Source organism: Lysinibacillus sp. NPDC047702, from assembly GCF_050272555.1.
Classification (GTDB): domain Bacteria; phylum Bacillota; class Bacilli; order Bacillales_A; family Planococcaceae; genus Lysinibacillus.
This window is the reverse complement of record NZ_JBNNMG010000003.1, coordinates 120,364-147,362: the sequence shown is the minus strand read 5'-3', so window position 1 is coordinate 147,362 and position 26,999 is coordinate 120,364. Positions and strand designations below refer to the sequence as shown.

The following is a 26,999-nucleotide window of genomic DNA, read 5'->3' as shown; positions in this document are numbered from 1 at the left end:
AAATTGGAACATGGACAGGTGAAAGCATTGCAGCTGTAGTAGAATTAGCAGGTAAATGTTACAGCATTTCCCTTCCAGATGACAATCAAGCTCAAATCACAACGTTTGAGAATTATTGTAATAAGGCTAACTTTAGTCGATATTTTTCAAATGATAAAGATAATATTGTTCATTTTTATGGGAATTATTCGGAATTTGATTATAGCCAATTAAAAGATAAAAGTGATCTTGTTTTTATAGATGGAGACCATTCATATGATGCAATTAAACAAGATACTAAAAACATATTTGAGTTAGTTGGTTATGAAAATTCGATTATTGTATGGCATGATTTAAAAACGATTAGAAACCAGGTTGTTCAAACTATTTATGAGGCAATTCATTCGGTATTTCCACAGGAGTACGCTAAAAATTTATTTGCAGTTCATAGTAATATTTGTGGTGTCTATATTCCAGAAAACTACAGGGCAAATTTACTCTAGAAAGTGACGCGGAATCTCTGTGTTCATATGAAGTTAGTGTAAAGCCGAAACTGAATCATCTTTGAATTTGAAGAGTTGGAACACAATATAAAATACGGCCTTTATTTTTTGAGATTTGGTGGTGAGAAAATGAAAATAATACACTTAACAAGTGGTAATATCACAGGTGGGGCTGCAAGAGGAGCTTATTTTCTCCATAAATCATTAAAAGAACAGGGAGTAGATTCTCGCTTTTTTATTGTAGATAGGTTATTCGAAGATGAATTTGAAGACGTAGAATATTTATTGACGGATGTAAAAGAAAAATTAGAACGATATCGTAATAGAAAGTTTGAACAATTTGTATTAAGTGAATACCCTCAAAAAAACTCTTTTTTTAGTTTAGGTAAGGGAGTTTTCGACGAGAAAATACTTGAACTCTCTCAAGAAGCAGATATTATTCACTTACATTGGATTAATGATCAAATGCTGAGTTTAGAGACTTTGTCTAAAATTAATATACCCATTGTTTGGACTTTCCGAGATATGTGGCCATTCACAGGAGGTTGTCATTACTCTAACGGTTGTGAAAAATATAAAGTTAATTGTGGTTCATGTAAACTACTTAATAGTTACGTTAAGCATGATGTTACAAATTGGATTTACCTTAGGAAATTGCAAAATTATCATAATGTACATCCTGTGGCAATCAGTCGCTGGTTAGCTGAGTGTGCAAATTCTAGTAGTTTATTAAGTGACAAGAAGGTACATGTAATACCGAATAGCATTGATTCAAATGTATTTATGGCATTTAATAAAGTATCTATTCGCCAAAAGAAAGGCCTACCATTAGATAAAAAAATAATAGCTTTTGGAGCTATTAATGCATATGGGGATGAAAGAAAAGGATTTAAATTATTAATTGATGCATTACAGTTATTGAAAAATAAAAAAGACTATCATTTAATTACATTCGGTGGCGATGGCTCAGAGGCATTAAAAGAAGTAGGCATTTCTTATACTGATTTTGGTATTGTAAATGATAATTATATGTTATCTCAAATATATTCAGCTGCTCATGTTTTTATTGCTCCTTCTATTGAAGAAGCATTTGGAAAGACAATCGTAGAATCTATGTCATGTGAAACACCGGTAGTCGCTTTCAATGCGACAGGTCCTGCTGATATTATTAAACATGGAGAAACAGGTTATTTATCTCATGCTTATGAAGTAGACGATATGGCTAAAGGAATAGAGTTTATTGCACATCATCCAGAATATGAGCTTTTATCGGAGAAATCTCGTCAAGAAGTAGCCCTAAATTATCGTCCAAAGAAAATGGCTAATCTGTATAGACAATTGTATCAAGAAATCCTTCAAATACCAATAAATAAGAAAAAAGAAGAATCTATAGTAGAAGAAGGTAAGGAAATTTTTGATATTCAAATATATGTGAAAAGGTTCGAAAAATCCGTTGAAGTTCAATGGGACGAACAAAAGAAATGGTATGTTTTTGATAATAAGAGAGATCAAGTGTTATCAAAAATTGGTGGCAGGAAAGTAGCTATTTACGGTACGGGGGAATTCGGTAAAGAAGTATTAACTATATTGAACTTTTATAATATTCCAGTTGATGTGTTTATAGATAGTAATAAATCTTTACATGGTGAAATTGTAGAATCTTATCGTATTAACTCTCTTGAGGAATGTAAGGATTATTTTGTATTTATTGCTTCAACATGGTATACGGAAATTGAACGAGTGCTTTGTGAAAATGGATTTACACTTAAGGATTATGTCATTTGTATGAAATAAATAAAGTTAGAGGTAAACTATTTATGAAAAAAGCTTTGATTACTGGGATTACAGGCCAAGATGGTGCCTATCTAACAAAATTCCTTTTAGGTAAAGGATATGAGGTACATGGACTTGTCCGCCGTGCATCGATTGAACGTTATGATCGAATTGAGGAGTTTCTAAATGATGATCGATTAATGCTACATTATGGCGATATGACTGATTCTTCTAATATAATCCGTTTAATGTCTGATATTAGACCGGATGAGGTTTATAATTTTGCAGCGATGAGTCATGTACATGTCTCTTTTGATACCCCAGAATATACAGCCAATGCTGATGGGGTGGGAACATTACGCTTATTAGAAGCTATACGCATTTTAGGACTTGAACAAAAAACTAGAATATACCAAGCCTCAACTAGTGAATTGTATGGAAAAGTGCAGGAAACGCCACAGTCTGAGACAACACCGTTTTATCCTCGAAGTCCGTATGCTGCAGCAAAAATGTATGCATACTGGATTACAGTGAATTATCGTGAAGCATACAACATTTTTGCATGTAACGGAATTTTATTTAATCATGAATCACCGTTACGTGGAGAAACATTTGTGACAAGGAAAATTACGATCGCTGTTGCGAATATTAAGAATGGTAATCAGGATTGCTTATATTTAGGAAACCTTGATGCAAAACGTGATTGGGGATTTGCAGGAGATTATGTTGAAGCTATGTGGTTAATCCTTCAGCAAGAAAATCCAGAAGACTTCGTTATAGCGACAGGAGAAACTAGAACAGTTCGTGAATTTGTTGAGTGTGCATTTAGTGAAGTAGGTATTAATATTGAATGGCGAGGGACAGGTATTAATGAGAGAGGAATCAATCGTGCAACAGGTCAAGTTATTGTCGCGGTTGACCCTCAATTTTTCCGTCCAACTGAAGTAGATTTGCTGCTAGGTAATCCAACGAAGGCAAAAGAAGTGCTAGGATGGAAACCAAAGACAAGCTTTGACGAGTTAGTTAAGATGATGGTTGCAGAGGACTTGAAAGAATAAAATACCTTTAACAGCGTTTATGACGAAATATATTTGATTGTAACGGAGGGGATTATTTGACTTTAATATATGAAATTTTAGAGCAAAGTGATTTAAAAGATAAAGAAATTTATATTTTTGGAGCAGGATCATATGGAATGCAGGCTAATAGTGAATTGCAAGCATTGAATATTCAAGTTAAAGGTTTTATAGATAATGCCATTGAAAAACAAGGGACAAAGGTTCAAAATAAGTTAGTTTATTCAGTTGAAGAGGTTATGAAAGAACAACCCAGTTTTTCTAAAAAAGTTATTATTGTATGTAGCATGTATCATAAGGAAATCGGGAAACAGCTTGAGGATTTAAAATTAAAAGAAAATCAACAATTTTTCATAAAGTATTTTTATGAAAATGATGCTAGTATTAATTGGCTGAATTTTGCTAACGCAGGTATGCTTCATCCGGGTAACATTGAGTTATTTGATTATGCAATACGTCATCTACCATCTGAAAACCCTATAATTGAAATTGGATCATTCTGTGGGTTATCAACAAATTTAATGAATTATTTTTTAGGAAAATACGATAAAAATAACAACATATTCACAAGTGATAAGTGGTTGTTTGAGAATAGTTCTGGTAATTATTATTTATCTATTACTGCTAAAGAATATCGGGAGTTTGTTTTTGAAAGTTTTAAAAGAAATATCAAGTTTTTCTCAGCAAATCGTTTACCCCACAGTATAGAAGAATTATCAGATGACTTCTTTGAATTGTGGGATAAGGATAACGTAGTTACAGATGTTTTTAGCCGTCAAGCTTTGATGGGAGGACCAATAGCGTTTAGCTATATTGATGGAAATCATACCTATGAATATGCGAAGCGTGACTTTTTGAATGTAGATAAATATTTAGAAGTTAACGGCTATGTTCTGTTTGATGATTCGTCAGATAGAAATGAATTTGGTTTGACACCATTGATGCAAGAAATTATGGAAAATGAAAAATATACACTTATTTCTAAAAATCCGAATTATTTATTTAAGAAAATCAAGTAGAACTCATCTGAATAATTAATATTATTGGAAATGCAATGAACGGTGAGGTAGATTCCTCGTCACTTTTTCTATAGTAATAGCAACTTTAGTTACACGTAAAATTACACTGGCAGTTGTCTATATAAAACGTGACAACCAAAATGTATATCTTAGGTAACATAGATGCAAAGCGTGAATGGGGCTTTGCAGAGGAGTATGTTGAGGTTATATGGCTTATTTTATAATAGGACAAACTTGATGATTTTGTAATAGCCATTGGAAAAACGAGAACAGTAAGAGAAATTTTTAAACGTTGGCAGGTACTATGATTGAGTGGCAAGGTCAGGGGATTCATGTGGCTACAGAGAAAGTAATTGCCGCTGTTGACCGCCCCGCTTTTTCGCACAACTGAAGTAGAATTATTGTTAGGCAATTCAGCAAAGGCGAAGAAGTTTTAGGGTGGTAACTAAAACGAGCTTTGATGAATTAGTTCAAATGGTGGTTCAAGAAGATTTGAAAAGAATAAAAAACTAAAACGAAGCGATGAAGGGGGAAATAATAGATACCTTTGTCGCTTTTTAATGTAGTTTGATCGTAGTTTGCCGATAATAATAATAGATTGAAGTAAAAGGTGAGTATGCAATGGATAAACAATCAAAAATATACGTAGCTGGCCATAGGGGATTAGTTGGCTCTGCAATCGTTCGAAAACTAAATTCTACTGGGTATTCAAATATAATAACTAGAACAAGCAAAGAATTAGATTTACGTAATCAGGTAGAGGTAGAGACATTTTTTGAAGAGGAACAACCAGAGTATGTATTTTTAGCCGCAGCGAAAGTCGGTGGAATTTTAGCAAACTCAACATACCCAGGGAAATTTTTATATGATAATTTAATGATTCAAACGAATGTTATTGAAGCTGCACGTCAATTTGAGGTGAAAAAGCTTCTATTTTTAGGAAGTACATGTATTTATCCGAAAATAGCACCACAGCCACTAAAAGAAGAGTATTTACTAACAGGTGAATTAGAATCTACAAACGAGGCATATGCAATAGCTAAAATTGCAGGCATTAAAATGTGTAATGCTTATAATAAAGAATATGGAACAAATTTTATTAGTGTAATGCCAACTAATTTATATGGACCAAATGATAATTTCGATTTGCAAAGTTCACATGTATTACCTGCACTTATAAGGAAAATCCATGAAGCAAAGGTTAATAAGGAATCGACAGTTTCTGTTTGGGGATCGGGTGGACCACTCCGTGAGTTTTTGCATGCGAATGATTTAGCTGATGCTTGTGTTTATTTAATGAAACATTGCGATGCTGAGCAGGTTGGGGAATTTATTAATATTGGTACGGGAAAAGAAATATCTATAGAGCAATTAGCATTATTATTATGTGAAGTTATTGGCTATGAAGGCAGGCTAGTATTTGATAGTAGTAAGCCAGATGGCACACCAAGAAAGCTAACAGATGTATCTAAAATACATCATCTTGGTTGGAAACATTCGATTGAATTGAAGGAAGGAGCTCAAGATGCGTATAGTTGGTATCTTGATAATGTCATAAAGTCATGAATAATGGACCGAAAATTAGTATAATAACAGCTTGTTATAATGCAGAAAACACTATTGAGCAAACGATTCAAAGTGTACTAGGGCAAACCTATAAAAACATTGAATATATTATTGTTGATGGAGCATCTACTGATGGGACGATGGAGATTGTGGAGAAGTATAGAGACAACATAGACGTAGTAGTTTCTGAGTCTGACAAGGGGGTATATGATGCTTTTAATAAAGGTGTAGAGTTAGCAACAGGAGAATTTATAAATTTTATGAATGCAGATGATTATTTATCGACAAACGGTATTATTGAAGAAATCGGATTGTATTTACATAATCATTCAAATGTAAAGTTATTACATGGAAATGTAAAGGCTATTGATGAAATTACAGGACATTGGCATTATAGAGGACAAAGCTTGTCACTAAAGGATTTTGAAAAAGGACAGATGTGTCCACACCAATCTGTATTTACTTATAAGGAACTTTTCAATGAGTTTGGAGGATTTGATTTAGCGTACAAAATTTTAGCGGATGTTGATTTTACAATAAAGACTTTTAAAAATTATGAAGAGTATATTGAATATGTTCCAATTGAAGTGGCACATTTTAGATTAGGCGGTCTAAGTAGTTCCCTTCAACATGAGAAAGACATGCATTATGAGAATGCGATAATTCATTTCAATCACTTTGGTAATATACCGGATTATGTAAAGTTTAATTTGGAAAACTTCGAAACTAATCATATCAATAGTACTTATAGGCAGTGGTTGGAAAATTTTTTGATTGGTAAAAATGACCGGTTAAATATAAGTAATTTTAATATCGCGATATTTGGTACAAAGAAAAATGCTACATATCTTTATCATGATTTGAAAGTACGAGGGGGCAAAGTAGTATGTTTTCTCGACAATGATGACAAAATGCATAATCAGCTATTACATGATATACGGATTCAATCACCTAGTATTTTGAATGAAGAAGAGATAGATGTGATTGTAGTTTCAATTGAAAGGTACGGAGCATCACAAATAGTCAAAAAACAATTGCAACAAAGATTTAAACATTTAAAAGTTTGCACTTGGCATGAACTTGTTTGATAAAAATAGTAGATAAGAATCTTTTAAGTGCAAATATATTATCATAAAGTGGTTATGGTATTTAATTTTTGTTATGAACGGCAATGAAGTATATTCAAATCACTGCAACTTTATTCATACATCAAGTCGCTTGACATCGAACCTTTATCGATATGATTTCGGCTTATGAAGCAGAAAAGAGAGCTTAGCTAGTAGGGAGCTTATCATATCTTCCCCTCCGCGTAAAGCGTGATTATGCAGGATATTATTCAAACCCTACATTGCCTTTTATAGCATTTGCTAATTGCCATAACCAGTAATGATAAAAATGTTTTAGTGGGAGTTTGTAAGGGGTTTTATAATATCAAAATATAATACCACTACAACAATTTATAATAAAATAATTTGTGTGAGATTAGGGATGTGATGGAATATGCTTTTTTTAGAGAAAGTAAATAATAAAAAGATTATTTTATTTGGTATAGGCTCATCTGCTAACAAGATTACGAGCGTTTTAAAAAGATTAAATGTGTGTGTGAATTTTTATACAGATAATAATTCAAGTAAATGGAACACTTATTTTGAAGGTATACAAGTAATATCTCCAGATAAAATTGATAAAGAGAAGCATATTGTTATTATAGCGAGTATGTACCAAACTGAAATTGCATCCCAGTTAGATAGTATGGGGTTATTAGAGCATCAAGATTACTTATATCCAGGTAATATTATAAAATCAAATTGGAATTATCTTTACATATTTGAAGGTGGAAAAACACCTAAAAAAGGTAATATGTTCTTTCTTGATGATTACATAAAGCAGTATAGTGGAAAGATAGATATTAAATATATGATTAAAAATCAGCAAATGAAGGATTTTATATTACCCAAATCTTCTTTTCGAAATCAGTACCCTAGCTTTATATTTCCACAGCAACCAAGACCGAGTGGGGATGTATTTTTGTTAACTATAGAGAACGGATTTACATATGGTCTCAATGGGGCAACGTTTGATGATGAAGGTAATATGATCTATGAGTTATCTACGAATAGTATATTGAATATGAATATATGGGATGCTCGACGTGTGAAACAGTACGATTTTGAGAAGATGAAGAATCCTAATCCAATTGTTATAAAGCTAGATGGTAAAGTTGGAGTTACAACAACAAAATGGAGCGGCAATAATTATTATCATTGGATGGTTGAGGAGTTACCACGTTTCAAGTTATTAAAAGATAGTGGGATTGAATTAGATTATTATTTAAGTAACTATCAAGGTTATAAGTACCAAGATGAATCATTGCGGTTATTAGGAATAGATGTAAAAAAAATAGTGAATTCAAGTGAAAATTATGCTATTCAAGGCAATCAGTTGATTGTTCCTTATAGTCCAGCGTTTGATTCTGGGTATGTAGCTACTTGGATCTGTGACTTTTTAAGAGAAGGCTTTTTAAATAAAAATATTCTGGCTAAAAACGATTTGAATAAATTGTATGTAACGCGTGGTAAAACGGGGAATAGAAACATAGTAAATGAAGATTTACTAATTGAGATGTTAAAACATCAGGGCTTTATCATATGTAATATGGAAGATTATGGTGTAACAGAACAGGCACAGCTATTTCATAATGCAGATGTAATTGTCTCTGCGCATGGGGCAGCATTAACTAACCTAGTATATTGTAGGGAGGGAACGAAATTATTGGAAATATTTAATCCAATCTATGTACCTACAATGTATTGGGCTTTGTGTAGTCAAATAGGTATTGCTTATTACTTTTACTTAGGTGAGCGAACAGATTGGGAATGTAATGAGACCAAAACAGAAATATTGATTACTAAAGATGTTGTTGTAAATTTAGAAGAGGTTGCACGCTTTTTAAGCGAAAATAATTTATGAATAGAGATAAGGGTGAGTTTGTGTACATTTCAGCAGTAATACCTGCTTATAATGCAGAAAAGTTTATCGGTCGAGCAATAAAGAGTATTATTAAGCAGTCCTGTACTGTAAAGGAAATTATTGTTATAGATGATGGGAGTGAAGATAAAACAGTAGAAATTGTACACGAATTATCACAAACATATCCATTGATAAAATTGCATACACAAACAAATGCTGGAGCTTCGTCAGCAAGGAATAGTGGTATTCATGAAGCTACTGGCGATTGGATATTATTTTTAGATGCTGATGATGAATGTTCTGAAAATCTAGTTGAAACTTATTTAGCTAAAATAAATGAAGCTACAGAAGATATTTCAGCAATTTATACTGCTTATTATCAAATTAACGAACATTCTAAAGTTATTTCTTCGCAACTGAGCGGTAAGCGCTTAAGTGCGATAGAGGGCTTTTGCGATACTTTAATAAGAAATCCTATTATTTCTCCTTCAGGTGTATTAGTGAATAAAAAGCGTTTACATGAATTGCATGGGTTTAATACGCAAATTAAGTATGTAGAAGATGTTGATCTGTGGGTGCGTTTTTTAGATAGCAATTATTCAATAGAATATATTGATAGGCCTCTTTCTTACATTCGACGTCATTCAAATAATACTACCTCTAGTATGAGTACTTCACATAATGCAGAAAAGTTAATAATGGATCAATATGGTTTGGATTATATTAAAGAAAAAATCTATAAACGAAGTTATACAATGGAGAAAAACAGTTTAGATTTTGCTTTATTTTTAATTCGTTATAAGCAGTGGAAGCAATGCGAAGAACTGTTAGAAAATACTCGAGTTTTAGAAGATTCATTGCACTATGTGACCTATTGTTTCTTGAAATCTATTGTTTATATTGAAGAAAAACGATTTGATGAGGCATTGGCTGAATATGAAAAAATACTTGCTGCAGATATAACCCACGGGGCAGCATTGAATAATTCAGGTGTTATTTATGCGATGAATGGCAATAAAGAAAAAGCGATTAATAATATAGAACAATCTCTGTTGCTATTTCCTGGTTATTTAGATGCTCAGCATAATATGATGCTGATAGAAAATAGTGAAAAAGATGAATCACTTTTTAGATTTACTTTGCGTGAACTAAGACCAGTATTATTATCATACAGTACAGATTAAAGAAATGTGGTGAAGTGAGTGAAGCTAATTCTACTTTCAGGTGGATCTGGTACAAGACTATGGCCACTATCTAATGACTCACGTGCAAAGCAGTTCCTTAAAGTATTACATAACGAGCAAATTGGTGAAGTAGAGTCGATGGTGCAACGTGTGTATCGTCAATTGTCAGAGATTGTTGCTGTGGAAGACATGATTGTGGCAACGAATGCTGCACAAGTAGATATGTTACGGAATCAGTTAGGTGATATTCCGATTGTCGTAGAGCCAGAAAGACGTGATACATATCCAGCAATCGCACTAGCATGTACGTATCTTAATTCAGCTTTAGGGATGAAGGAAGATGAGGTTGTTGGAGTAGTTTCAGTGGATGCCTTTGTAGATGTTGCTTTTTATCAACAGGTGAAGAAACTTGAAAAACTTGTTATGGCAACCGATTCTGAGATTGGTTTATTAGGGATAAAACCTACATACCCTTCCTCTAAATATGGCTATTTAATACCTAAGCAATTTACTGAATTCATGCAAGTTGCCCGTTTTGTTGAAAAACCGTCTGAAGAAGCTGCGGAAGTGTTAATTGGTGAAGGTGCTTATTGGAATAGTGGTGTATTTACTTTCCCTTTAAAGTTACTATTAAATAAACTTAGCAAAGATGGATTTTCAGATTCATATGAAGAATTACTAGAGCAATTTTCAAGATTACCGAAAAATAGCTTTGACTATGAAGTAGTAGAAAAACTCACTAAAATAACTGCTTTAACCTATGATGGTTATTGGAAAGACTTGGGTACATGGAATACATTAACAGAAGAGATGTCTCAACAGGTTATTGGAAATGGTGGATTAAGTGAGGATAGCTACAATACGCATATTGTTAATGAGCTTGATTTACCTGTTAAAGTACTTGGGATTTCCAATGCAGTAGTTGCTGTTAGCGCTGATGGTATTTTAGTAACAGATAAGCCAGCAAGTTCGCGAATGAAAGATATGCTGCATGAGGGGCTATTTTCAAGACCGATGTATGAGGAACGTCGTTGGGGTTGGTATCGAGTGCTTGATGTTACGAGAAAAGATGGGCGCGAGATTTTAACGAAAAGACTTTGTGTTGAGGCAGGGAAAAACTTAAGTTATCAATATCATAACTATCGATCTGAAGTGTGGACCATTATATCGGGAGATGCGATTTTTATCCTAGATGATGAAGCAAAAATGGTTTTACCTGGAGATGTATTAAGTATTCCACTTGGCTCAAAGCATTGTCTTTACGCATTGACGGATACAGAGCTGATTGAAGTACAGATGGGTGACCTTATAGTAGAAGAAGATATTGTGAGATTAGAAAAAGATTGGTCTGCAATAATGAAATCATTCGTTAATAAAAAGTAAAAAAGAGAAAAGCGACTTTCAATAATCAACTGAAAGTCGTTTTTTCTGTTATGCTAGAGATATGGAGAAAACGTTTTTTTTACCGATAAAAATAATATAATTATATGTCAGAAACCGAATGTTTATGGAGGTTCTAAATGATTCGCTTTATTAAACTTAGAGAAAAACATCTTGAACAAGTTCTGGAATGGAGAACGCAGGAAGATGTCACTCAATTTATGAACACAGATATTGAAAAAGACATGAATAAACAGAGAGAGTGGTTTAGAAGAATTTCAAATTCTGGAACCGATGCTTATTGGATTATTGAAATAAAGGAAAAACCAGTAGGCGTAATTTCTTTAAATAATATGGATCATGTGAATAAAAGAACGAGCTGGGGCTTCTATATTGGCGAAGAAAAATATCGCTTATATGGAGGCATTATACCACCATATTTTTATAATTATATATTTTTAACCTATGATTTTCACAAAATCACGGCAGAAGTAATGGAAGGGAATAGTAATGTCATCAAGTTGAATTTATTGCATGGTTATCGAATGGTCGGTGTATATAAAGATCATATTTTTAAAAATGGTTCGTATTCGGATTTGAATTTATTGGAGCTTTTAAAGGAAGATTGGCTAAAGCAAAATAAATTTCAAAAGTATGTATGTGAATTTGAAGAGTAAAACTTAGAATTGGAGAAAAAGTACATGAATAAATTACTATTAATCATTAATGAAATGCGAGAAGAAGCAGGGCATGGGTCTATTGAATCTTTGGAAGCCTCAATGGATTTAAGAGAGGATTTAACTTTAGATTCTTTCATGTTAGCGGAATTAACAGTTCGAATTGAAGATGAGTTTGATGTAGATATTTTTGAAGATGGTATTGTTCAAACGATTGGTGAAATCCTTGCTAAAATCGAAGGCGTATAACATGGAGAAGATTTTTTTAGTACATAATGAGATTGCCTATACCTATGAGAAATTGCTATTGGATTTGAACAACAAGGAAAATGAATCTCCTTATCTATATGTGAAGGACAATCATCCATACGATGTTTTTTTAGGGATTATTCATAGTTTGCTTTTTGACTATCCAATTGAAGTGTTAGATGGGGATTTTTCTGATAAAGAGATAATTGAATTGGGTATTAATGTTAATGCATTAACATTGACGACAAAACTAAAAGAACGCTTTAATTTTCAAAAGATTGATGAGGTTATGCAACGAATAAAAAATATAAAAAACTGGCAATTAACTCTTTATACATCTGGTACGACAGGGCGTCCTAAAAAGATGAGTCATTCCTTCTATACACTGACAAGAAACGTAAAAGAACATGCGAAATTTGAAAATGCTGTTTGGGCTTTTGCATATAATCCTACTCACATGGCTGGGTTACAAGTATTTTTTCAAGCATTTCTCAATAAAAACACTTTGATTTATGTTTTTGGGGAGTCTATGAAAAGGGCATCTGAATTGATAGAGGACTATGAGGTAACTAATATTTCAGCGACTGCAACATTTTATAGAAATGTTCTTCCTTACTTGCAAGGAAATACGTATTCGAAGGTTAAAAGAGTAACATTTGGCGGGGAAAAATTTGATTTATTTTTAGAAGATAAGTTAAAGGATGTTTTTCCTAATGCAAAAATGATAAATATTTATGCATCGACGGAGGTAGGGAGCCTATTCACAACGCAAAGCGAAACCTTTGAAATTAGAGAAGAACATCTGCAGTGGGTGAAAATTACAACACAAAAGGAATTATGTATACACCGTTCCTTGCTTGGGCATTCAGCTTCACTTTTATTAAATGATGAATGGTTTCACACGGGAGATCTTGTGGAGATTGTTGACGAAACACATTTTAAATTTCTATCACGTCAATCGGATATGATCAATGTAGGAGGTTACAAAGTAAATGCTCTTGAAGTGGAGAGTTTACTTGCTCAAGTACCAGGTGTTATCGATATTGTTGTAAAATCTAAAAAAAATAGTGTTACGGGGGAACTGCTTGTCGCGGATGTTATAAAAAGTGATGATACGGATGAAAAAGAGCTGAAAAGAGAAATAAAACAATTTGCAGCTACTCATTTACAACAATGGAAAGTGCCGCGCATTATTAAGTTCGTAGATGAACTACCTAGTGCACGAACTGGAAAGAAGGTCAGAACATGAAGTGGATTATTGTGACGGGTGATTCAAGAGGTGTCGGGAGAGAGATTGTTCAGCAAATACTAGCTGAAACGGATTTTGGCGTTATTGGTATTAGTCGTTCAAGTGAAGAAGTGGTTGGCGAGATGTTAGCAAAATACCCAAGTCGTTTCAAACCACTTTCTTATGATTTAACAGATTTGGATGGCGTCAAGCAATTATATATGGAAAAGATTCGTAAAATAGGCCCCATCTACGGGCTCGTTAATAATTCAGCAATGGCCTATGACGATATTGTTTCGAACTTAAATATACAACAATTGCAGACAATGTTCCAAGTGAATGTATTTGCAGCTATGCATTTATCGAAATATGCCATTAGAGATATGTTATTGCATAAAACGCAGGGCTCAATCGTGCATATATCCTCAATCAGTGCCCATACGGGATATAAAGGTTTGAGTATGTATGCAGCATCTAAGGGAGCAATAGAGGCATTTTCTAAAAATATGGCTAGGGAATGGGGGAGCAAAGGCATCCGTTCTAACTGTGTTGTACCAGGTTTTATGGAAACATCGATGAGTACTTCATTGACGGAGGATCAAAAGGCACGTATTTACCAAAGAACATCTTTGAAAAAGGAAACGGATATTTCAAGTGTAGCTAGTACAGTGCTTTTCTTACTTTCTGATCAAGCAAAGTCAATTACAGGTACAGTTGTTCATGTCGATAATGGAACAATATAAAAAAATTCTAAATTTATGTTGAAACATTTAGAGATAAATTAAACCATTGATATTAACTAAAAAGGGTGAGGTATATGATATCAGAAAGAAAAGTTGAAATTCAAAATTTATTTAAGGAAATAGAAATCCAATTTGGAGTGGATTTAGAAGTTGCTCACGAGTTAATCGAACAATATGGGAAACTTGTACAAGATGCAAGATACTTTTCTTTGAAAGCTACGTTATGTTTCTATCAAGGAGAGATAAATAAAGGAATTGACATTTTAAAAGAGGGATTGAAAAAACATCCATTTAATTTTGATATCTATTATAATTTAGGCTTTTTATATGGGGAAATAAAAGACTATTTAAATGCAATTAAACATTATTTATTTTCAGCTAAGTATTCTAATAACATAGATGATAAAAAGAGTGCTGATGAAAATGTTGAAAGGTTATTAAAAGAATTTGCTTTAACTGATGTAATGTTGAAGAAAGAGAAAATTGCAGAAATAGTAAAAAAGGTTAATGTTCAGGATGGAAGAATGTATCCATTGGATTTAAATGGAGAGAGTTTAATCAGAAGAATTATTAAGTATGAAAATGAGAAATCTTATTTAGTTAATATGTATCAATCTTTTCAAGTGACCAATATAAATAAAGAAAGCAAATTTTATTTCAAAACGGAGCTAATAAATGGTGAACAGGTAGAGGCTCATTATACGTTTAGTAGTGATACACCGTTTGTACTACCGCTATCATTAACTGAAGATGATACAGTTATTAAAGTCACGTATAATAATAAAATTGTTGATTTTGAAGAGAACACATTACCAATTAATAAGTACAATTATTTAAAATTTAATGAGCCTGGTGAACTAGTAATTGAAACAAATAAATCGATATTCATAGGAATTCCCATTCTTTTGAAAGTTAGAAAGGATAAACCGAAATTAGTTATGAAAATTTTTGTAGATGGTTTAGCCTATGATGTGTTGGAAGAAGAAGGATTAAAAAATATAATGCCTAATACAGCTGCTTTTTTCAAAAATGGCTTTAACGCTGGAAATTGTATTATTAATAGTGAATGGACATTACCAAGTAAAGCAAGTATAAATACTGGGACATATGCAACAAAACATAGATTATTGCATCCAGAATACCACTACTCTTTTGAAGAGCATAATAAATTAATGGCAGAATATTTTAAGGAAGCGGGTTTTTACACAGCGCGTTTTGATACAAATTGGCGAACAACAGCAGGTTTTGGATATTATAAAGGCGTCAACCGTTTGGTTTATGAGAGTTTTCATGGAGGGATGGATTGTAGGGACGTAGTAACAGAAGCTATTGAGCATATTTCATCTTTTAAAGATACAAATAATTACATAAATTTATCAATGATGGACCTTCATAATGTACCTGATGAAATAGAAAGCCATCTGTTTTCAGAAGTGAATACAGATATTACGGTGAAAAGAAATAAACGACAAAAAGGGTCTACATCTGTATTGACTAAGTATGATGAAGTGAAAATTTATAAATATAAACAAGAAATAAAGCGCATAGACATATTTTTAGGTATATTATTTGGCTTTATCCAAAAAAATTATGATAAAAGTGAGTATCTTGTCGTTTTACATTCAGATCATGGCCAAACTTTCTTAAATAAGGAAGGTACCTTATATCATAATAGCAGAATTAAAGTTCCTTTTATGATGCAGGGTAAAGATGTTCCTTCTGCTAATGTTTATGAGATAATTGAAACTGTTGATATATTACCAAGCTTACTAGCTTATTCAAATATTGAAGTACCTAAGGGGATAGATGGAAAATTACCAAAAGCATTAGGCGGTACTATTGAAAGAGATTATGCTTTTACACAAATTATTCATCCAAATCAGCCATATAAAGCAATAATTACTGAAAAAGACTTTACATTTATCTTAGAAACTAAAGAAAACGTAGACAAAAATCTGACAATATCATTTAATGAATATTCAACGAAATATATTAATAAAGATACGAAAGAAGATGTAAGTATTCTATACCCTAAAAAAGTAGAATTTTTCGAGTCATATATTTTCTCAAATATTAAAGAATTTATTAACTGGAATTAAATGGGTTTTTCCGGAGGCGGTATTATGAATAGTGTAAGTGAAAAGAATAATGTGAGTTATTGGAATGAATTTTATAAAAAGGTTGCTATTGAAGAAGAATCTACTTTTTGTTCTTTTATAAAAAAGGAAATCAACGAAGATGTAGTAATTATTGATATTGGTTGCGGTTCAGGCAGAGATACTCGCTCATTTGCAAAAGATGGATATCAGGTTTATGGAATTGATAGATCAACGGAAGCTATTAATATGAATAATGAAAACGTCAAGCATATTAGTAATATTGAATTTTTTAATATAGATATTGCTGATAAAAGTAACTTACAAAGGTTCTTGGAATATGTTTCTACAATAGAGGAAAATACGACAAAGAAATTAATGATTTACAGTAGATTTTTTTTGCATTCTATAAATAAAGAAACTGAATTGATTTTATTACATATCTTATCAAAGAATTTAAAGAGCGAAGATTTATTAGTATTGGAATTCAGAACTACTGAAGACGAAAAAATTGAAAAAGTATATAATAATCATTATAGAAGATATATTGACTCAGATGAATTAAAAAAAGATTTAGAAACTAAATATGGTTTTTTTAATCAGTATTATTATAAAGGCCAAGGATTGTCTATATACCAAAATGAAAATCCTTACTTAGCTAGAATGATTTTTAAGAAAAAATGATGTATTTGAAGTTTACTATTTAAATAGCATTATTTGGCATAATCATTGGATCATAAAAATGCTAAAACGAAGAAAAGCAGGTTTGTTTGTATTGCGATGTAAGTACACATGAAATGAGTACACAAATTTCGATGTTAGTTAGAAATTATTCCTGTACAGATTGCAGTAGTTAAGCATGTGCAATACATTTAATATTACCGTAACTGCGAAAAAGAAGGAACGGAAACACAGATTGTCACAGCGAAAATGACTGCTGCATTTGTATTCTTGCAATTTAGCTTAGTACTTTTGGTAAAAAGATTAATTATTAAGCCCATCAAGCTTAGCTGGGGTCGATTTATCTTGGTCACGAATAAAATATGCAGAAGTATTTTTAGAAGAACAGCATATATAAAACGTACTTGTAGATGCGGGAAATATATTTGAGTTACTTGTAACTGGAAATTCGGTATGGTGTTTACTTTCTAAGCTATTGAGCTAAATGGTAGAAGAGAAAGTGGAGCGCTAAAATATTACTTGTAAAACTGTGTTATGAACTAGCTACAAATGAAGGTAAATGAATAGAGTGGATCACAACGGATATATAAATTATATGAGTATGCTGTAAATCTAGGCTATAAAATAAAACTACACAAAGCTATGGACAAGAACTTAAACGCTTTAAATCCAACATCGATATTAAAAATTGATGTTGGATTTAAATTTGTCGTTCGAAATTTCTTTTAATTGGAGTTGCCCTGTTGCTAAATTGCCACTAGAAAAAGTTGATGGAGCCTACTTCTCAAGTGAAAGTTTATTGTCTTATCCAATTATCCAAGAAATCCCGTGTTTGCTCTTTACTAAGCTATCGTCACAATAAAAATGAAGGAATTTTAATTTATCGGAGGTTTCATATGAAGACTATTATAATCATTCAAGCAAGAATGGGTTCATCCCGCTTGCCAGGGAAAATTTTAAAGCCACTTGGTGATGTAGATGTACTGACATATGATGTAAAACGTTGCAGGGCGATTCATGGTGTGAGTGAAGTGATTGTCGCAACAAGTGATTTGCCGCAAGATGATACGATTGAAAATTGGTGTAAGGCTCATGATGTGGCGTGCTTCCGAGGGGCGGAGGAGGACGTGTTAGATCGTTATGTACAATGTGCTAAAATATATAAACCTGATTACGTTATGCGTGTAACATCGGATTGCCCTTTTGTTGATTATGAGATGGCTAGTGATATTGTTGCATTAATGGCAAGTAAAAGAAAAGATATTGTATTAATTGATGGGCATTTACCACGAGGATTAGCCGTTGAGATGATTTCTTATGAGGCTTTACTGCGTATTCATGAACTTGGCAAGGAGCCTCGTCATCGTGAACATGTAACGTATTATGCATATGAATATGCAGAACAATTTAAAGCGATTACTTATAAAGCCCCTAAGAATCGTCAGGCCCCTGAGTTTCGTATTACGTTAGATACAAAGGAAGATTACGATTTGATTTCAGCAGTAGCAAAACATTTTAAAAGTCCACTTATTTCGAGTGCAGAGGTTATTCGTTATTTACAGGAAAAACCTAAAGTTGCAATTCTCAATGCACATATTGAGCAGAAGCCGGTGATTTAATGATAAAAGTGATAATCCGCACAGATGCGTCTGTAAAAATGGGTACTGGTCATGTCATGCGATGTTTAACGATAGCTCAAAATTTACAACGTTGTGGCTGTGATGTGCGATTTTGGATGGAGCCACTAGCAGGAAATTTAATCAGTTTTGTCACTCAACAAGGCTATGAAACCATATTTCAGGCCGAAAAGGCTGAACTTTATATTATCGATCATTATAAAATTGATATTCAGTGGGAGCGTGATATCAGACAATTTACTAAAAAGATAATGGCAATAGATGATTTGGCAAGAGCACATGATTGTGATATATTGCTCGATCAAAATATGGTACCTAACTTTAAAGCACGTTATGACGGTTTAGTGCCTAAAAACTGTATTAAGCTACTTGGGCCAAACTATTTAATAATGCGTGATGAGTTTATTGCTGCTCGCCAAGAGTCACGTAAAAGAAGTGATGGTATCCAATACCTTCTAGTATTTATGGGTGGTACAGATCCAACAAATGAAACGTTGAAAATATTAGATGCATTAATACAAGTTGAGTTTGTTCATATTGATGTCGTAGTCGGTAATGGAAATATGCATAAAGAGAAAATTGAACAAATTTGTAGCGAGAGAGGCTATCATTACCACTGTCAAATAAACTATATGGCACAGCTAATGCTACAAGCAGACTTTTCAATTGGTACAGGAGGAAGTACGATGTGGGAGCGCTTCTATATCGGCTTGCCGTCATCAAGTACAATTGTAGCAGAGAATCAACGAATTACAACCAACTATGCTGCTAAACTCGGGGCAGTTATTAATTTAGGCTGGCATGAAGAGGTAACAGTAGAAACGTATAAAACTTTGTTAAATAATTTAAGAAGTATAAATGTAGAAGCTTTACAAAAAACGGGTCTACAATTAACAGTTACAGAACAATCGAATGCTTGGAGATTAAAAATAATGGAGTTGTTACGATGATTAAAATTGGAAATAAAGAAATTGGTAAGCATACAAAACCATTTATTATTGCAGAAATGTCAGGTAACCACAATCAATCTTTAGAAAGAGCCTTACATCTAGTGGATTTAGCGGCACAAGCAGGTGTAGATGCTTTAAAGTTACAAACCTATACACCGGATACCATAACATTAGATGTACATACCGATGAATTTTTTATTCAAGATGATGCAAACCTTTGGAAGGGAAACTCTCTTTATAATTTATATAAGGAAGCGTATACACCTTGGGAATGGCATGAGGCGATTTTTAACCGTGCAAAGGCGCATGGATTACTTGCATTCAGTTCACCATTTGATGAAACCGCTGTTGATTTTTTAGAAACATTGAATGTACCTGCCTATAAAATTGCTTCTTTTGAAAATGTGGATATACCATTAATTCGAAAAGTTGCACGAACAGGTAAACCAATAATTATTTCGACAGGTATGGCGACAGCTGCAGAGCTTGATGAAGCGGTTCGCGCTGCGAGAGCTGAAGGCAATCATCAAATTGTATTATTAAAATGTACAAGTACGTACCCAGCAACACCAGCTAACTCTAATTTAGCTACTATACCACATATGCGTGAACTATTTGGAACGGAGATCGGTTTATCGGATCATACGATGGGGGTTGGGGTTTCGGTTGCCGCAGTAACCCTTGGAGCATCCGTTATAGAGAAACATTTTACAACTTCTCGTACAGAGGGGGGAGTGGATTCTGCATTTTCCATGGAACCGCATGAGCTAAAAATGTTAGTTGAGGAAACAGAGCGTGCATGGCAAAGCTTAGGACAAATTCAATATGGGCCAACTGATGCTGAGAAGGATTCCACAAAATTCAGACGTTCTTTATACATAGGGGAAGATTTAAAAGCAGGCGATATTTTAACAGAAGAAAATGTTCGAAATGTGCGTCCTGGCCTTGGCTTATCTACGAAATATTATGATTTAGTATTAGGCAAGGCAATCAAAAAAGATGTGAAAAAAGGGACACCTTTAAGTTGGGAGCTTTTACTGTGAACGAAATACAAGAAATGGATAGACTATTCGATCGGCTTTTTCCTATAATGCACAGTATTACAGGACAAGGTGTTCGAGAGACAATCCAAATTTTAGAAGAATATATCCCGTTAAAATTGGAAGGGGTTCCTTCAGGCACTCAACTATTTGATTGGGAAATCCCTAAAGAATGGGTTATTCGAGGTAAACTCTGGGTTACTACTGACTGGTTACCACAGCATTTAGGTTTTGTTTATAACCAATATAATAACGATAGTGTGGACCAGTTTTTAGATGGTAAATTACCAAAAATTAATCCACCTATTATTTCTGCTTTAGAAAAGAGGAGTAGGTATGAAAAAATTAACTGAGTATTTATCCTATGGTCGCCAAGCTATTGATGAAGAAGATATACAAGTAGTAGTTGAAACACTGCGCTCTCCTTTTTTAACACAGGGTCCAATGGTTCAACAATTTGAACAGGGTATTGCAGAATATGTTGATGCAAAATATGCGGTTGCTTTTTGCAATGGAACCGCAGCACTTCATGCAGCTTGTTATGCAGCAGGCGTAAGAGAAGGCGATGAAGTCATTACAGCACCAATAACATTTGCGGCAAGTGCTAACTGTGTTCGTTATATGGGTGGAACAGTGGTTTTTGCCGATATTGATGCACGAACGTACAATATTGATCCGATTGAAGTGAAAAAGAAAATTACTTCTCACACGAAGGCTATTATTCCTGTAGATTTTACAGGTCAGCCTGCCGATATGGATGCAATCATGGACATCGCTCGTGAGTATAATTTAGTTGTTATTGAAGATGGTGCACATTCACTCGGTGCCGAGTATAAAGGAAAAAAGGTTGGTACACAGGCAGATATGACAATGTTTAGCTTTCATCCTGTCAAGCCTATTACGACAGCAGAAGGTGGCATCATCGTAACAAACAATGAAGAATATTATCGTAAACTCCAGTTATTCCGTAGCCATGGTATAGCGCATACTGAATATTCAGCTAATCAAGGTGGTTGGTATTATGAAATGACGGACTTGGGTTATAATTACCGGATGACGGATTTACAGGCAGCACTGGGTTTATCTCAATTGAAGAAGCTGGATGCTTTTATTAAACAGCGTCGCGAAATAGCAACTTTGTATACAGAATCATTCCAAAATGAAGAAAAAATAATTATACCTCAACAACTTGAAAGGACTAAATCAGGTTGGCATTTATATATGGTACAACTTGAGGGTGTTTCACGTAAATTCATATTTGAACAAATGCGAGCGTTGAATATCGGTGTGCATGTGCACTATATTCCTGTTTACTGGCATCCTTATTATCAGCAGTTAGGATATCAACGAGGATTGTGTCCTAAAGCAGAAAGCTGGTATGAAAAAGCGTTAACATTGCCAATTCATCCAAGAATGACAACAGAAGATTTAGCCATTATTGTGTCGAATCTTAAAGAATTGCTTGAATAGCCAGAGTAAATAGTAACAACTTTGGCTTGCTTTAAGTTAGGGCAAGCTTTTTTCAGGAGCTGAAAGCATGATTAAATTACAAACGATAAACACTATCTCAATTACTCAGGTTGATAGTCTACACGATGTTTCTCATTACAATCAAAGTACACTTCACGATATATTTGCAATTTAACGAGTTGCAAATGAAGTCATAAAAAGTGCAAATGTTCTACTAGTGATAGGTGTAGGGGGCTCCTTTCTGAGGAAAGCCGACCTACACCAATGTTAAGCTTTGCTGTGCGTTATTTAACGACATTTGCAGGTATCGTTATTACAGCAAGTCATAATCCTAAAGATTATAATGGTTTTAAAGTTTATCGTGAAGATGTAGCACAATTGACACCTCAGTTTGCAGATTAAATTGTTATGCATATGAAAAATGTTGAAGATATCTTTACACTTCCTTCTTTATAAAAAAGTTTTACTTTCATCAGGCTACTGCACAGAAATTCTAAAAAAAATTGATGATACATATCACCAAGCACTACAAACGTTAGTATGGAAATTAGAAAACACGAAAGATTTATCGATTGTTTATACACCGCTCCATGGATCTGGTCTTATCCCAGCGATGCGTGCATATTTTCCCACAGTAAGCTATCCGAAGCCTGAAGAACGAGCATCGTTCAATATGGCAATGAAACTTGGACAACAAGTTGGGGCTGATTTATTACTTGCAACAGATCCAGATGCTGATTGACTCGGAGTAGCTATTTACAAATGGAGAAGGAAATACATTACTAAGTGGTAACCAACTAGAGCACTTCTCTTGCAATATGTTTTAACAAGTAGACAAAAAGCAGGTATATTACCTGGTAATGCAGCAATGCTAAAAACAATTGTGACGTATGAATTAGGAACTGCGATTGCGAAATCTTATGATGTGGCAGTTATTGACACCCTGGCTGGCTTTAAATATATCGCTGAAAAAATAGCAGAGTTTGAGGCGTCTGGAGTAGATACATTTATCTTTAGTTATGAAGAAAGTTATGGATATTTGGCAGGTGACTTTGTATGTGAAAAGGATGCTGTACAAATAGCATTACTAACAGCAGAAATAGCTGCTTATTATCATGAAAAAAATCATACATTGTTAGACGCACTCAAGGCACTTTATGAAAGCTATGGACACTATCAAGAAAAGCTATTGTCTTCCACATTTGAGGTTGTGGAAGGACAGAAAAAAATAGCGAGTATAATGAAGAGATTACGCGAAATGCCATTAAAAGAAATTGACGGAATTTCTGTTGCAATCATAGAAGATTATGCAGCAGGGCTTGCAAACTTTGCAAATGGCGAAGCAAAACCATTGTCTTTACCAACAGCAGATGTTTTGAAATACATATTAGAATGGTTCCTGAATTTGTATTCGGCCTTCAGGTACTGAGCCAAAGTGTAAGATTTATATTGGTGTTTGCAAATTGACTGAAGAAGAAGCAGTAGAAAAAGTCAGCAGCATAGCACGATATGAAAGTAAAATTATAAATTGAAAGGACTTGAATTGAGGGGGAATTAATCGTAATAATATTAATCCATCCATCCATCCATTAATAGAAAGCAACTTCCTTGATACCTTTAATATTGATACAAACTATAAATACATTTTGAAGGCATTTTAAATTCTTGGCTCAATAAGAACTTTTTGGTGTGCAGGCAGTACATCTTTATTAAAACAAGCCATTGGTAGAGCATTTCATTTCACTAGAAAGAAATTTTTTAAAAAATAAAATGGATATTTTGATTAATAATATATGCCTAAAATTCTGAATCTTCTGCTAGGTACGAGGTTTTTAAAGTATTACTAAAATGTCATTTAGATGTTTATATAAACTGTATATTAGGACAATGTGAAAATGAATTTTACCGAAATTTCTGAAATTTTTAAGCGAGAACTGAGAATGAATTTATAGGTCTTTAAACGCCTCAATCATTTTTGTTTAACCAAAAACGTGAAACAATACAAAATGCTTCCGATAATATTGATAAGAAAAGAAAAGTTTAGGAGGTTGAGTACAATGCGTATCGCTGCGCAAGGACAATCTATTGATACAAGCTCTGCTACAAATAATGCGAAAGTTGTTAATGGGCAGGGAAGTGTAACATCTAATGTTTTTACTAAAGTCGATTCTCAACCAGTAGTAGAAAATATAACTACTGTTGTTGACGAGCAAGAAATTTCAAAAGAAAAACTTCTGCAAGCCATTGTTGCAGTAAATGATTTTCTGGAGATTAATCAAAGTTCTTCAAAATTTGTATACCATGAAGGCTTAGAACGTTATTATGTAGCGGTTGTGAACAGGGATACAGATGAAGTTGTCAAAGAGATTCCACCAAAAAAATTGCTCGACGCATTTTATGAAATGCAAAAAATGGTAGGAATGATTGTAGATGAAAAAATCTAATTGAAATAGTAGGAGGATGAATGGAATTATGATTAATCGTGTAGGTGGACTAGTATCAGGTATGGATATTGATGCTTTAGTAGAAAAAATAATGAATGCTGAACGTGCGCCATTATACAAATTACAACAACAAAAAACTAAATATGAATGGCAACGGGATGCATACCGTAGTATAAATACAAAATTAAACACATTTAGTAACTATACATTTGACAATTTAATAATGTCGAATAAATTTGTAACGAAAACGCCTAGTATAAGTGGTACAAACAGTAGCAAAGTATCTGCAAAGGCAGGTTCTGGTGCTGCTGGAAGCTTAGATATCCAAGCAGTCAAACAACTTGCAACAAATGCTAGTACGGGCGTTAAAAATGTACAAAATACGACACACCGTTATGTCAATGGCGGAGATACTTTAAATGATCTTGGTGTTACTGGTGGAGAGATTAAGTTAAACGTAACCACAACGGATACCAATGGTGTATCAACAACAAGTGAAAAAACAATCACATTCAGTCAAAATGAAACAATTGATAGCTTTGTTGCAAAATTACAGAGTGATGAAGTTGGTTTAAAGGACTCTAAATTTGATGCATCGACAGGAAGACTGACAATTGGTGGTAAAGATGTTAGTTACTCATTTGCAGATAGTGCGAGTGAGGAAAAGTTAAAAGAGTTTGGTTTTACAACTACTAATCAATCAACAGCTATTAAATTAGCTGATGGTAAAACGAATGCATCAAAAGAAACAAAATTAACTGACCTTGGTTTTACAACTGGTACATTAGCTTTAAAAGTCGGGGACGACGTAAAATCATTTACGATCGAAGCGGATGATACAATCGACTCGCTTCTAGGTAAATTAAACGCTATTGATTCTGGTCTGAAAGCATCTTACGATAAAAGTACAGGAAAGTTTTCTATTGCTGCTACAGATACTAAAAAGTCAGTAACAGCAGCAGATGATAGCTCCTATAAAATACTTACACAACTGGGTATTAAAAAAACAGCTACTACTAGCAATTCCCATTTTATCCAAGATACTTCACAAGGGCAACAAACAACAGGTAGTAGTAAATTAGGTCATTTAGGTCTGGGGCTTGATGGTGGTGAGGATAAGCTAACATTAAATGTTATACAAGCAAATGGAGAAATGAAAGAAACGTCAATTTCATTTACGAAAGATGATACGATTGATTCGTTCATTAAGCGTTTAAATTCTTCAGGTGCAGGCGTGACAGCAATTTTCTCAAATGGTCAAATAACTATGTCCACCAATAATACAGGTAAAGCAAAAGATTCGAATGTAACAAGTGAAATTCAAGTTGGAGGAGCAGCAGATAGTTCTGGGAAACAGCTTTTAGGCCAATTGGGTTTCCTTACACAAGGTCAAGTTACCAGTGATGGAAATATAGATTTAGCTGCGAATAGAAGTCAAAATGCAGTCTATGCAGTTAACGGTTTAGTCATGGAAAGTAGATCTAATTCTGTAAATATCTCAGGCTATGATATTAATTTGAATGGTACCTTCAATGAGGGGAATATTAATGATGCCAATAATTCTATAATTGGTACACCAACTGATGGAGTAAGTGTAACTTCTACTAATGACATCGATACCATGGTGGACAAAATAAAAGAATTTGTAAACAAATATAATGAGTTAATAGCGGGTATTAATGACCAGTTAACTGAGTCGAAATACCGTGCTTATGCACCTCTAACAGCGGAACAACGTAAGGATATGTCAGAAAGTGAACAAAAATTATGGGATGAAAAAGCAAAAAGCGGCCTTTTACGTAGTGATGCCATTCTACGTAGTGGGTTAAGTGATATGCGTAATGCGCTAGGTGGGCGAGTTAATGGCCAAGGGGATAATGTGATAGATACACTTGCCGAAATGGGTATCACCACTTCTAGTTCTTATAAAGATGGTGGTAAGTTAATTATTGATGATACGAAGTTACGTAAAGCATTAACAGATGACCCTGATCGTGTAGTAAATACGTTGACACAATCGGGTACAAAGGATATAACGACAGGTGAGGATACGCGCGGACTGTTAGTACGTATGCGTAAATCAGTTACGGACTTTATGCAAAAAATCGAGAGTAAAGCTGGACGTGCAACGATGACCGACGGTCAATTTGCATTGGGTAAATCTTTAATCTCAACCGATGAACGTATTACAAAATTACAAGAACGACTAAAAAATGTAGAGACTCGATACTGGAAGCAATTCACTGCAATGGAGCAAGCTATAAATAAGGCAAACTCACAATCAGGTGCTTTAGCGCAATTTGGTGGAAAATAAGGTATAATGTAGTTAAAAGG

The 26,999-nt window shown here is 33.7% G+C and carries 25 protein-coding genes and 1 pseudogene; all 26 read left to right on the top strand.

Features of this window, described 5'->3' with window-relative positions; all coding sequences use genetic code 11:
- The first annotated feature begins 2 nt into the window (after window positions 1-2).
- The 26 genes and pseudogenes from ACQKIM_RS02890 to fliD all read left to right on the top strand — a co-directional run bounded on the left by ACQKIM_RS02890 (window position 3) and on the right by fliD (window position 26,979).
- Window positions 3-482, top strand: coding sequence for a class I SAM-dependent methyltransferase (locus ACQKIM_RS02890; protein ID WP_427538901.1), 480 nt, complete (start codon window positions 3-5; stop codon window positions 480-482).
- A gap of 129 nt (window positions 483-611) precedes the next feature.
- Window positions 612-2,276: a glycosyltransferase gene (locus ACQKIM_RS02885; RefSeq protein ID WP_427538775.1), complete on the top strand. Its 1,665-nt coding sequence runs from the start codon at window positions 612-614 to the stop codon at window positions 2,274-2,276.
- A gap of 23 nt (window positions 2,277-2,299) precedes the next feature.
- Window positions 2,300-3,313 (top strand): GDP-mannose 4,6-dehydratase, encoded by a 1,014-nt coding sequence (gmd, locus tag ACQKIM_RS02880; RefSeq protein WP_427538772.1) that lies wholly within the window; start codon window positions 2,300-2,302, stop codon window positions 3,311-3,313.
- A 56-nt stretch (window positions 3,314-3,369) separates the two neighbouring features.
- Window positions 3,370-4,350, top strand: a complete 981-nt coding sequence (locus ACQKIM_RS02875) for a class I SAM-dependent methyltransferase (RefSeq protein ID WP_427538770.1) — start codon at window positions 3,370-3,372, stop codon at window positions 4,348-4,350.
- Window positions 4,351-4,490: 140 nt separating this feature from the next.
- Entirely contained in the window at window positions 4,491-4,574 is an 84-nt protein-coding gene (locus tag ACQKIM_RS02870; RefSeq protein WP_427538898.1) for a GDP-mannose 4,6-dehydratase, read from the top strand.
- A gap of 397 nt (window positions 4,575-4,971) precedes the next feature.
- Window positions 4,972-5,916, top strand: coding sequence for a GDP-L-fucose synthase family protein (locus ACQKIM_RS02865; protein ID WP_427538767.1), 945 nt, complete (start codon window positions 4,972-4,974; stop codon window positions 5,914-5,916).
- Window positions 5,913-7,004: a glycosyltransferase gene (locus ACQKIM_RS02860; protein WP_427538764.1), complete on the top strand. Its 1,092-nt coding sequence runs from the start codon at window positions 5,913-5,915 to the stop codon at window positions 7,002-7,004. The genes ACQKIM_RS02865 and ACQKIM_RS02860 overlap by 4 nt, the downstream gene beginning before the upstream one ends.
- A gap of 412 nt (window positions 7,005-7,416) precedes the next feature.
- Window positions 7,417-8,886 carry a glycosyltransferase family 61 protein gene (locus ACQKIM_RS02855; RefSeq protein ID WP_427538761.1) on the top strand — a complete coding sequence of 490 codons (1,470 nt, stop codon included), beginning with the start codon at window positions 7,417-7,419 and terminating at the stop codon, window positions 8,884-8,886.
- On the top strand, window positions 8,883-10,070 hold the full coding sequence (locus ACQKIM_RS02850; protein WP_427538758.1) for a glycosyltransferase: 1,188 nt from the start codon (window positions 8,883-8,885) through the stop codon (window positions 10,068-10,070). The genes ACQKIM_RS02855 and ACQKIM_RS02850 overlap by 4 nt, the downstream gene beginning before the upstream one ends.
- 18 nt (window positions 10,071-10,088) lie before the next feature.
- Window positions 10,089-11,453, top strand: a complete 1,365-nt coding sequence (locus tag ACQKIM_RS02845) for a sugar phosphate nucleotidyltransferase (RefSeq protein WP_427538755.1) — start codon at window positions 10,089-10,091, stop codon at window positions 11,451-11,453.
- Window positions 11,454-11,590: 137 nt separating this feature from the next.
- Complete coding sequence (pseH, locus tag ACQKIM_RS02840) at window positions 11,591-12,127, top strand: UDP-4-amino-4,6-dideoxy-N-acetyl-beta-L-altrosamine N-acetyltransferase (RefSeq protein WP_427538752.1); 537 nt, start codon at window positions 11,591-11,593, stop codon at window positions 12,125-12,127.
- A gap of 24 nt (window positions 12,128-12,151) precedes the next feature.
- Complete coding sequence (locus ACQKIM_RS02835; protein ID WP_427538749.1) at window positions 12,152-12,376, top strand: phosphopantetheine-binding protein; 225 nt, start codon at window positions 12,152-12,154, stop codon at window positions 12,374-12,376.
- A 1-nt stretch (window position 12,377) separates the two neighbouring features.
- Window positions 12,378-13,625, top strand: coding sequence for a class I adenylate-forming enzyme family protein (locus ACQKIM_RS02830; protein WP_427538746.1), 1,248 nt, complete (start codon window positions 12,378-12,380; stop codon window positions 13,623-13,625).
- Window positions 13,622-14,347 (top strand): SDR family NAD(P)-dependent oxidoreductase, encoded by a 726-nt coding sequence (locus tag ACQKIM_RS02825; RefSeq protein ID WP_427538743.1) that lies wholly within the window; start codon window positions 13,622-13,624, stop codon window positions 14,345-14,347. Before ACQKIM_RS02830 ends, ACQKIM_RS02825 begins: the two co-directional genes overlap by 4 nt.
- A 74-nt stretch (window positions 14,348-14,421) precedes the next feature.
- Window positions 14,422-16,446, top strand: coding sequence for a sulfatase-like hydrolase/transferase (locus ACQKIM_RS02820; protein ID WP_427538740.1), 2,025 nt, complete (start codon window positions 14,422-14,424; stop codon window positions 16,444-16,446).
- A 24-nt stretch (window positions 16,447-16,470) separates the two neighbouring features.
- The gene (locus ACQKIM_RS02815; protein ID WP_427538737.1) at window positions 16,471-17,127 is read left to right on the top strand and encodes a class I SAM-dependent methyltransferase; all 657 of its coding nucleotides are present in this window, start codon (window positions 16,471-16,473) and stop codon (window positions 17,125-17,127) included.
- Between the two features lie 893 nt (window positions 17,128-18,020).
- Window positions 18,021-18,743: a cytidylyltransferase domain-containing protein gene (locus ACQKIM_RS02810; protein ID WP_427538734.1), complete on the top strand. Its 723-nt coding sequence runs from the start codon at window positions 18,021-18,023 to the stop codon at window positions 18,741-18,743.
- Window positions 18,743-19,711, top strand: a complete 969-nt coding sequence (pseG, locus tag ACQKIM_RS02805; protein WP_427538731.1) for a UDP-2,4-diacetamido-2,4,6-trideoxy-beta-L-altropyranose hydrolase — start codon at window positions 18,743-18,745, stop codon at window positions 19,709-19,711. Before ACQKIM_RS02810 ends, pseG begins: the two co-directional genes overlap by 1 nt.
- A complete protein-coding gene (gene pseI, locus ACQKIM_RS02800; RefSeq protein ID WP_427538728.1) occupies window positions 19,708-20,754 on the top strand; it encodes a pseudaminic acid synthase in 1,047 nt (348 codons plus the stop codon). The genes pseG and pseI overlap by 4 nt, the downstream gene beginning before the upstream one ends.
- Window positions 20,751-21,104: a DUF4910 domain-containing protein gene (locus ACQKIM_RS02795; protein ID WP_427538725.1), complete on the top strand. Its 354-nt coding sequence runs from the start codon at window positions 20,751-20,753 to the stop codon at window positions 21,102-21,104. The genes pseI and ACQKIM_RS02795 overlap by 4 nt, the downstream gene beginning before the upstream one ends.
- On the top strand, window positions 21,088-22,221 hold the full coding sequence (pseC, locus tag ACQKIM_RS02790) for a UDP-4-amino-4,6-dideoxy-N-acetyl-beta-L-altrosamine transaminase (RefSeq protein WP_427538722.1): 1,134 nt from the start codon (window positions 21,088-21,090) through the stop codon (window positions 22,219-22,221). The genes ACQKIM_RS02795 and pseC overlap by 17 nt, the downstream gene beginning before the upstream one ends.
- Before the next feature lie 261 nt (window positions 22,222-22,482).
- Window positions 22,483-22,623 (top strand): annotated as a pseudogene (locus tag ACQKIM_RS02785) (hypothetical protein); the annotation flags it as partial.
- 19 nt (window positions 22,624-22,642) lie between these two features.
- Window positions 22,643-22,963 (top strand): hypothetical protein, encoded by a 321-nt coding sequence (locus ACQKIM_RS02780; RefSeq protein ID WP_427538719.1) that lies wholly within the window; start codon window positions 22,643-22,645, stop codon window positions 22,961-22,963.
- Window positions 22,964-23,032: 69 nt separating this feature from the next.
- The gene (locus ACQKIM_RS02775) at window positions 23,033-23,650 is read left to right on the top strand and encodes a hypothetical protein (protein WP_427538716.1); all 618 of its coding nucleotides are present in this window, start codon (window positions 23,033-23,035) and stop codon (window positions 23,648-23,650) included.
- Between the two features lie 628 nt (window positions 23,651-24,278).
- Window positions 24,279-24,665 (top strand): flagellar protein FlaG, encoded by a 387-nt coding sequence (locus ACQKIM_RS02770; RefSeq protein WP_427538713.1) that lies wholly within the window; start codon window positions 24,279-24,281, stop codon window positions 24,663-24,665.
- A 28-nt stretch (window positions 24,666-24,693) separates the two neighbouring features.
- Window positions 24,694-26,979 carry a flagellar filament capping protein FliD gene (fliD, locus tag ACQKIM_RS02765; protein ID WP_427538710.1) on the top strand — a complete coding sequence of 762 codons (2,286 nt, stop codon included), beginning with the start codon at window positions 24,694-24,696 and terminating at the stop codon, window positions 26,977-26,979.
- Window positions 26,980-26,999: the final 20 nt, after the last annotated feature.

Bases quoted from the DNA above. Each gene is read 5' to 3' on its own strand.
- ACQKIM_RS02885 (WP_427538775.1), top strand. From the start codon at position 612: ATGAAAATAATACACTTAACAAGTGGTAATATCACAGGTGGGGCTGCA.
- gmd (WP_427538772.1), top strand. From the start codon at position 2,300: ATGAAAAAAGCTTTGATTACTGGGATTACAGGCCAAGATGGTGCCTAT.
- ACQKIM_RS02870 (WP_427538898.1), top strand. From the start codon at position 4,491: ATGTATATCTTAGGTAACATAGATGCAAAGCGTGAATGGGGCTTTGCA.
- ACQKIM_RS02865 (WP_427538767.1), top strand. From the start codon at position 4,972: ATGGATAAACAATCAAAAATATACGTAGCTGGCCATAGGGGATTAGTT.
- ACQKIM_RS02860 (WP_427538764.1), top strand. From the start codon at position 5,913: ATGAATAATGGACCGAAAATTAGTATAATAACAGCTTGTTATAATGCA.
- ACQKIM_RS02855 (WP_427538761.1), top strand. From the start codon at position 7,417: ATGCTTTTTTTAGAGAAAGTAAATAATAAAAAGATTATTTTATTTGGT.
- ACQKIM_RS02850 (WP_427538758.1), top strand. From the start codon at position 8,883: ATGAATAGAGATAAGGGTGAGTTTGTGTACATTTCAGCAGTAATACCT.
- pseH (WP_427538752.1), top strand. From the start codon at position 11,591: ATGATTCGCTTTATTAAACTTAGAGAAAAACATCTTGAACAAGTTCTG.
- ACQKIM_RS02835 (WP_427538749.1), top strand. From the start codon at position 12,152: ATGAATAAATTACTATTAATCATTAATGAAATGCGAGAAGAAGCAGGG.
- ACQKIM_RS02830 (WP_427538746.1), top strand. From the start codon at position 12,378: ATGGAGAAGATTTTTTTAGTACATAATGAGATTGCCTATACCTATGAG.
- ACQKIM_RS02825 (WP_427538743.1), top strand. From the start codon at position 13,622: ATGAAGTGGATTATTGTGACGGGTGATTCAAGAGGTGTCGGGAGAGAG.
- ACQKIM_RS02820 (WP_427538740.1), top strand. From the start codon at position 14,422: ATGATATCAGAAAGAAAAGTTGAAATTCAAAATTTATTTAAGGAAATA.
- ACQKIM_RS02815 (WP_427538737.1), top strand. From the start codon at position 16,471: ATGAATAGTGTAAGTGAAAAGAATAATGTGAGTTATTGGAATGAATTT.
- ACQKIM_RS02810 (WP_427538734.1), top strand. From the start codon at position 18,021: ATGAAGACTATTATAATCATTCAAGCAAGAATGGGTTCATCCCGCTTG.
- pseG (WP_427538731.1), top strand. From the start codon at position 18,743: ATGATAAAAGTGATAATCCGCACAGATGCGTCTGTAAAAATGGGTACT.
- pseI (WP_427538728.1), top strand. From the start codon at position 19,708: ATGATTAAAATTGGAAATAAAGAAATTGGTAAGCATACAAAACCATTT.
- pseC (WP_427538722.1), top strand. From the start codon at position 21,088: ATGAAAAAATTAACTGAGTATTTATCCTATGGTCGCCAAGCTATTGAT.
- ACQKIM_RS02780 (WP_427538719.1), top strand. From the start codon at position 22,643: ATGTTGAAGATATCTTTACACTTCCTTCTTTATAAAAAAGTTTTACTT.
- ACQKIM_RS02770 (WP_427538713.1), top strand. From the start codon at position 24,279: ATGCGTATCGCTGCGCAAGGACAATCTATTGATACAAGCTCTGCTACA.
- fliD (WP_427538710.1), top strand. From the start codon at position 24,694: ATGATTAATCGTGTAGGTGGACTAGTATCAGGTATGGATATTGATGCT.